Origin of the sequence: Streptomyces sp. NPDC048606, assembly GCF_040650855.1 — a bacterium.
Classification (GTDB): domain Bacteria; phylum Actinomycetota; class Actinomycetes; order Streptomycetales; family Streptomycetaceae; genus Streptomyces.
Genome location: NZ_JBEZIB010000085.1, coordinates 1 through 6,107 on the forward strand (window position 1 = coordinate 1; position 6,107 = coordinate 6,107).

The following is a 6,107-nucleotide window of genomic DNA, read 5'->3' on the forward strand; positions in this document are numbered from 1 at the left end:
GGGCCTGAACAGCACGAGCGAAACCTCCGACGACGAAGCTACATGCCTGAACCGAGTCCCGCTCACAGAGCTCGTTTACGGGACAGCCCTTAGCATTCCCCGTTATGGACATTCGGCAGCTGCGGTACTTCGTCACCGTCGCGGAGGAAGCCAACTTCACCCGCGCCGCCGCCCGGCTGCGCCTGGCGCAGCCCGGCGTGAGCGCCCAGGTCCGTCAGCTCGAAAGGGAGCTCGGGCACTCGCTGCTCGACCGCTCCGGCGGATCCGTGACCCTGACCGAGGTCGGCGAGGCCGTCCTGCCGTACGCGCGGGCCGCGATCACCGCCGTCGAAGCCGTACGCCAGACCGCCGACGAGTTCACCGGGCTGCTGCGCGGGCACGTCACCCTCGGCCTCGTCTCGGGCGCGGCCGAGGCGGCCCACCGGTTCGACCTGGCGGGCGTCCTGGCCAGCTTCCACCGGGACCACCCCCGGGTGGAGATCACCCTGTCCGAGGACAACTCGGAACGGATGCTCGCGGCGCTGCGCCGAGGGGACCTCGACCTCGCCCTGATCGGCCTCGCGGACGAGGAGCCCCCGCCCGGGATCGCCGTCCGGGTCCTCGTCGACGAACCCCTGGTGGCGGCCGTCGCCTCGGACGACACCACGCTCGCGCCGGCGGAGCGCACCAGCATCGCGTTGGCCGAGCTGCGGGAGCACCCGCTGATCAGCCTGCCGCGCGGCACGGGCATCCGCGGGGTCCTCGACCGCGCGTGCGTCCGGGCGGGTTTCCAGCCCCGCATCGCCTTCGAGGCGGCCGCTCCGCGGTTCCTGGCCCAACTCGCCGCCCGGGGCCTGGGCGTGGCGGTCGTTCCGGCCCTCCCCCCGGACGCGGCGTCGGCCTTCGGCCTGCGGACGCTGGCCATCACCGAGCCGGGGCTCCGCGGCAGGGTCGCCCTGGCCTGGCGCGCCGACGGCCCGATGAGCCCCGCGGCCACCCTCCTGCTGGACCTGCTGCGCACCACCCTCACCCCGCCGGGGAACGGCTGAGGGGGCGCGCCTGCGGCGCGTTCCGACCGCGGCTCAGTCTCCTGCGCGGGCCAGTCGTAGCGTGTGACGTTCGACGTTGAGGTCGGCCATCTTCACCGCGATCGCTTCGCCTTCCTCGACCAGCTGCTCGGGGGTGTCGACCGGCTCGTCCGTCAGTTCCTTGAGGTGCAGGAATCCCAGAACGCCGGGAGCGACCTCTACGAACACACCGAATGGAACGATCTTGGTGATCACCCCGGTGAAGACCCGGCCATCGCCCTGCCCCTGTCCCCGCCCTCGCCCCACCCGCTCCGCGAACCGGATGAGCGGATCTTCCTGCAGGGCCTTCAGGGAGAGCGTCACCTGTCCGGAACGCGTCTCCGCGATGATCACCTCAGCGGTGACCCGTTGACCGGGCTCGACCGCCTCGGATGGGTGCTCTATCCAGCCCCAGGTGAGGTCCGGAACCCGAACGAACCCCGTGCACAGGCCGTCCGGTTCGCCATCGACGTGGACGAACACCCCGAAGTTGCGGACCGCGGCGACCGTCCCGGTCACGACCTGTCCTGGTGCGAGCGCGACAAGGAAGGAGCGCAAGGCCGGGTTCTCACACGCCTTGGCCGAAAAGCCGAGCGGGTCTCCGTCGCGACGCGCGATCTCCTCGGCATCGATCTCCTGGCCCACCTCGAACAGTTCAGACGGATCCTCGGTCCGACGTATGGATGCCTCATGGCGTGGAATCCGACCGACCTCGGCTTCCACCCCCTCCGCACCCACGACCCGCACCAGGACATCCGCCCCGTCGAACCCGGTCACCCTCACCCGTCTCACCGGCCCTGGTCGGAGCTGGTCGATGAGAAACCGCATACGGGGGTCAGGGACGGAATCGGACATGGAGCCGAGCGTACTCGGCGCGGATGACAGCGGCTCTCGCTCGGCCCCTCAGAGGATCCGGCGGACCCGTTGGTCGGTCAGTTCGTACCGGGCCGCGACCACGTCCAGGGTGCCCGCCGCGATCCTCGGCGCGAGGTCGGGCTCGGCGGCCAGGCGGTCCCGGACCAGCCGTACGTTCGCGGTGACGGCGGCGTCCACGCGCGCCGCGCCGCTCAGGGTGCGGTCGATCGCCGGACGGATCTGGTCGGCCAGGTACTGCATGTGCCCGGGCAGCCGTTCGCCGGCCTGCGCCGAGTGCACGGCGGCGTTGACGGCTCCGCACGACTGGTGGCCGAGGACGACCACGAGCGGGATGGCCAACTCCAGGACCCCGAACGTGATGCTCGCCAGGATCGCCTCGTCCAGCACCGAGCCCGCCGAGCGGACCGTCAGGAGGTCCCCGAGGCCCTGGTCGAAGACCAACTCCGGCGGGACCCTGGAGTCCACGCAGCCCAACACCACCGCGAAGGGGTGCTGGCCGGACACCAGGGTCCGCCGCACCGTCCGCGTCCGGTCCGGATGGGATTCGTGGTAGGTCCGCCAGCGCGCGTTCCCCGCCCCCAGCGCCCGCAGCGCCGACTGGGGACTGTCGGGCCTCCTGGCCCCCGCCCCGGCGGCACCTGTGGTGAGGGAGGGCGCGGCGGGCCCCGAGACGGCTCCGGCGGCCACCGCCGCCGCGCCCGCCAGCCCCGTCCGAACCAACCGGCGCCGCCCGATCGGGACCGAACCCGCAGCACGAGGTGTCATACGGCGACAAGGTAGGCGCATCGCGGCCGGGTCGCGGGGACGCCCCGTCAGGAGGGCGCCGACCTTGAGGAAATCTTGGACAAACGGGATGTATAGGTACAGGCTCTTGTGACCGCCGCTCCCCCACGCGGGGGAGGGTGATCGTTCGCCCGGACGACGTTGCGTCGTCGGGGTTCGACGACCGTGGAGTGGTGACCACCGACTACGCAGCACCGAGCGAAGCAGTACGTCCCGCCCCGCCCCGGGAGCCCCGTCCCCATCCGCGTCGGTGGCTCGGGTTCGCCGCCGCGGCCTGGGGGGTCCTGTTCGCGCTGCCCAGCTTCGCCTGGGCGTTGGGCGGCACCTTCGGCGTGCGGTCCACGGTGGCGCCGGCGCTGGTGAAGCTCGCGCACGACCGGGTGACATGGTTCCTGGCCGTCCTGTGGCTGACCGGGCTCCTGAAGCTCCTCGGCGCGCTGATCGGCATCGGCCTGACGCGCCGTCGCGGCACGTGGGCCGGCCGGTTCCTGGTGTTCTGCGGCGGGGGCGCGGCCGTGCTGCTCGTCTGGCACGGGTGCCAGTTCGTGCTCCACGGGGTGCTGGTCGAGGCGGGGGCGCGCGCGGTGGCACCCGACCTGGCCGGACTGACCCGCTGGTACCTCTACCTGTGGGGGCCGTGGTTCGTCGCCGGTGGCCTGGCCTTCGCCGCCGCCACCGTGAACCACGTCCGCCGGCACGACGGCCGCCGCGAGGTGAGGCTCTACGGCTGGGCGGGGGCCCTGGGCGCGCTGCTCCTGTCGTTGGCCTCGGTCGTCACCGGCATCGGGTGAGGTGCCGTTCGCCCGGACGGGCCGGCAAGGCCACGTCACGTCACGCCACGCCACATGACTTCATCGGCCCGGGGGCTCGGTCGATCCTGGCTGGGTGGTCGGGATGCGGTGGGTGAAGAACATCGCCAGCAGGGCCGTGAGGGCGAGGATGGCCAGGGCCGCCTGAAGGCCGTCGAGTCGCGCCGCGGCGTTCGCGTCCAGCGCGGCGCGGGTCACCTCCTCGCTCGTGCCGGCTTCGTCGAGGGCCACCTCCAGCTGCGCGTCCGACAGGAACGGCGCCCCGCTCTGGAGGTTCGTGGTCGCCTGGCTCTTGACGCTGTCCGGGACCGCCGGATTCCGCTCGATGCCGGCCAGGAAGGAGCCGGCCAGTGCGGCGATCATGATGGATCCGGCGAGTGCCGTACCGATCGAGGCGCCGAGGTTGGTGACGGCGTTCTGGACGCCGCCGACCTCACCGCTCTTCTCCTCCGGTACGGCGGACACGGTGACCGCCCCGAGCTGCGAAGCCAGCGCTCCCATGCCGAGACCGATCAGCAGCAGCGGGACGGTGACGACCTCCGCGCCGGCGCCGACGTCGAGGGCCGCCATGAGCGCCACCGCCCCCGCGAGCAGGGCGAGCACCCCGAGCCGCACCACCCGTCGCGGCGAGACCTCCGGGAGGAGGCGGGGGATCAGGACGGCGGCCGCCAGCAGGGTCACGGACAGCGGCAGCAGGCGGGCGCCGGTCTGGAGCGCGGACAGGCCGAGGGCGACCGACAGGTAGAGCGGGACGACGAAGAACACGCCCATCTGCACCAGGTACTGGAAGAAGAACATGGTCAGCCCGCCGGTGAGCTGCCGGTTGCGCAGCAGCTCGGGGTCGACGAGCGGCTCCCGGCGCCGCTCCGCGAGGTACGCCTCCCAGCGCAGGAAGAACCAGATCAGCAGCAGGCCGGCCAAGATCAGCCAGACGACCATCGAGATCCCGAGCCACGAGGGCGCGTCGGGCTTCGGCTGGAACCAGCCCCACTGGTCGGAGCGGAGGACGCCGTAGACGAAGAGCCCGAGTCCGAGCGCGGAGAGCACGACGCCGACGAGGTCGACGGGGCTGCGTTCGGCGGGCGGGGCGTCGGCGATGCGGCGGGCGAGCAGGAGGATGGCGAGCACGACCAGCACCTCCCCGGCGAAGACCCACCGCCAGGAGAAGTACGTCGTCGCGACGCCGCCGACGAGCGGCCCCACCGCGATGGCCACGGCTCCGGCCGCCGCGACGAGTCCGTAGGCGGCGGGTCGGCGTTCGGCGGGGAAGTTGCCGGCCACCAGCGCCACGATCGCGGGCAGGATGAGCGCGGCCCCGATGCCTTCGAGGAGGGCCCAGCCGAGCAGCAGCACCGGGAGGTTCGGTGCGAGCGCCGTGGTGAGGGAGCCCGCGCCGTAGATGCAGCAGCCGAGCAGGAAGGCGCGTTTGCGGCCGATCAGCGCCCCGACCTTGCCGCCGGGGATCATGAACATCGCCATGACGAGCGTGTAGGCGGTGATCGCGCCCTGGATGCCGGAGACGGTGGTCCCCACGTCCTCGGCGACGGTCGCGATCGAGACGTTCATGACCGAGCTGTCGAGCGCCATCAGGAACTGACCGGCCGAGAGCGTCAGCAGGACGACCCGCGCCGCCGGCGCGCTCTCTACGGAGCCTGCCCGTGATGCCATGGGCGGGATCGTGCCGGCAAACCCGCCCGGCGCGTCCGCACCCCACCGCACACCTCATCCGATCGGCGCACGGAACGCCACCCGCGCGGGGACGGGCGTACCGCTGAACCACACAGCACCGAGGCCGAGTTGGGTTCTAGACTCCCCTCCCGACATCAAGGGGAGGTCGCTTCCGTGCCCGAGAAGTCCAAGACGGTCGAGAAGGTCCAGAAGGTCGAGACGGTCCAGAAGGTCACGCGGGAGAAGGTCCTCGCCTACGTCGTCCGCGACGGCCGGCTCCTGGTGTTCCGGCACGTCGACCACTCCTACGAGGAGGTCGGCATCCAGGTCCCCGCGGGCGGGATCCGCCCCGGTGAGACCCCGGAGGCCGCCGTGCTGCGCGAGGCGCGCGAGGAGACCGGCCTGCCGGGCTTCGGGATCGTGCGCAAGCTCGGCGAGACCGAGTACGACATCAGCCCGTACCGCTTCGAGATCCAGCACCGGCACGTGTACCACCTGGAACTCACCGGGCCCGCCCCCGAGCGGTGGGCGAGCCGGGAGGAACACGACGGCGAGCGGGAACCGACCCGCTTCGAATGCTTCTGGATCCCGCTGGAGGCGGCGCACGTCCTCCAGTCCGGCCAGGGAGCCCTGTTGGGGCGCCTGTCCGACGCCGTCCGGCGGCCGCGATGACCCACGGCCGCGGACTCCGGGACGCCGAAGGGGAGCGGCCCCTTCAGCGCCCCGGGGTGGATCACGCGTCGTCGCGGTCGATCCGGGTGACGCCCGCGGTGGTGGTCTGACCGACCTCGACCGCGACCTCGACGCCCTCGGGGAGGTAGATGTCGACACGGGAGCCGAAGCGGATCAGGCCGATGCGTTCGCCCTGCTCCACCTTGGTTCCGGCCGGCAGGTACGGGACGATGCGACGGGCGACGGCGCCGGC

Annotated in this window: 7 protein-coding genes; 3 read left to right on the plus strand and 4 right to left on the minus strand. The window is 72.3% G+C overall.

What is annotated here, in order from left to right; translation table 11 throughout:
- Window positions 1-104 precede the first annotated feature (104 nt).
- Window positions 105-1,028 carry a LysR family transcriptional regulator gene (locus tag AB0D01_RS39310; RefSeq protein ID WP_363064157.1) on the plus strand — a complete coding sequence of 308 codons (924 nt, stop codon included), beginning with the start codon at window positions 105-107 and terminating at the stop codon, window positions 1,026-1,028.
- Between the two features lie 33 nt (window positions 1,029-1,061).
- Here AB0D01_RS39310 and AB0D01_RS39315 read toward each other — a convergent pair whose 3' ends face one another.
- Both AB0D01_RS39315 and AB0D01_RS39320 read right to left on the minus strand, forming a co-directional pair.
- Window positions 1,062-1,823: a S1 RNA-binding domain-containing protein gene (locus AB0D01_RS39315; protein WP_363064159.1), complete on the minus strand. Its 762-nt coding sequence runs from the start codon at window positions 1,821-1,823 to the stop codon at window positions 1,062-1,064.
- Window positions 1,824-1,949: 126 nt separating this feature from the next.
- Entirely contained in the window at window positions 1,950-2,687 is a 738-nt protein-coding gene (locus tag AB0D01_RS39320; RefSeq protein ID WP_363064161.1) for a carbonic anhydrase, read from the minus strand.
- Window positions 2,688-2,878: 191 nt separating this feature from the next.
- Here AB0D01_RS39320 and AB0D01_RS39325 point away from each other — a divergent pair, with 191 nt between their 5' ends.
- The gene (locus AB0D01_RS39325) at window positions 2,879-3,496 is read left to right on the plus strand and encodes a DUF3995 domain-containing protein (RefSeq protein ID WP_363064163.1); all 618 of its coding nucleotides are present in this window, start codon (window positions 2,879-2,881) and stop codon (window positions 3,494-3,496) included.
- Between the two features lie 60 nt (window positions 3,497-3,556).
- On the opposite strand, the gene AB0D01_RS39330 is transcribed toward AB0D01_RS39325, so the two are convergent.
- Window positions 3,557-5,182 carry an MFS transporter gene (locus AB0D01_RS39330; protein ID WP_363064165.1) on the minus strand — a complete coding sequence of 542 codons (1,626 nt, stop codon included), beginning with the start codon at window positions 5,180-5,182 and terminating at the stop codon, window positions 3,557-3,559.
- Between the two features lie 174 nt (window positions 5,183-5,356).
- Between AB0D01_RS39330 and AB0D01_RS39335 the strand changes: the two genes are divergently transcribed.
- On the plus strand, window positions 5,357-5,854 hold the full coding sequence (locus AB0D01_RS39335) for an NUDIX domain-containing protein (protein ID WP_363064167.1): 498 nt from the start codon (window positions 5,357-5,359) through the stop codon (window positions 5,852-5,854).
- Between the two features lie 61 nt (window positions 5,855-5,915).
- Here AB0D01_RS39335 and AB0D01_RS39340 read toward each other — a convergent pair.
- Window positions 5,916-6,107, minus strand: a 192-nt coding sequence (locus tag AB0D01_RS39340; RefSeq protein WP_363064169.1) for a phosphatidylserine decarboxylase, incomplete at its 5' end; no start/stop codon positions are given.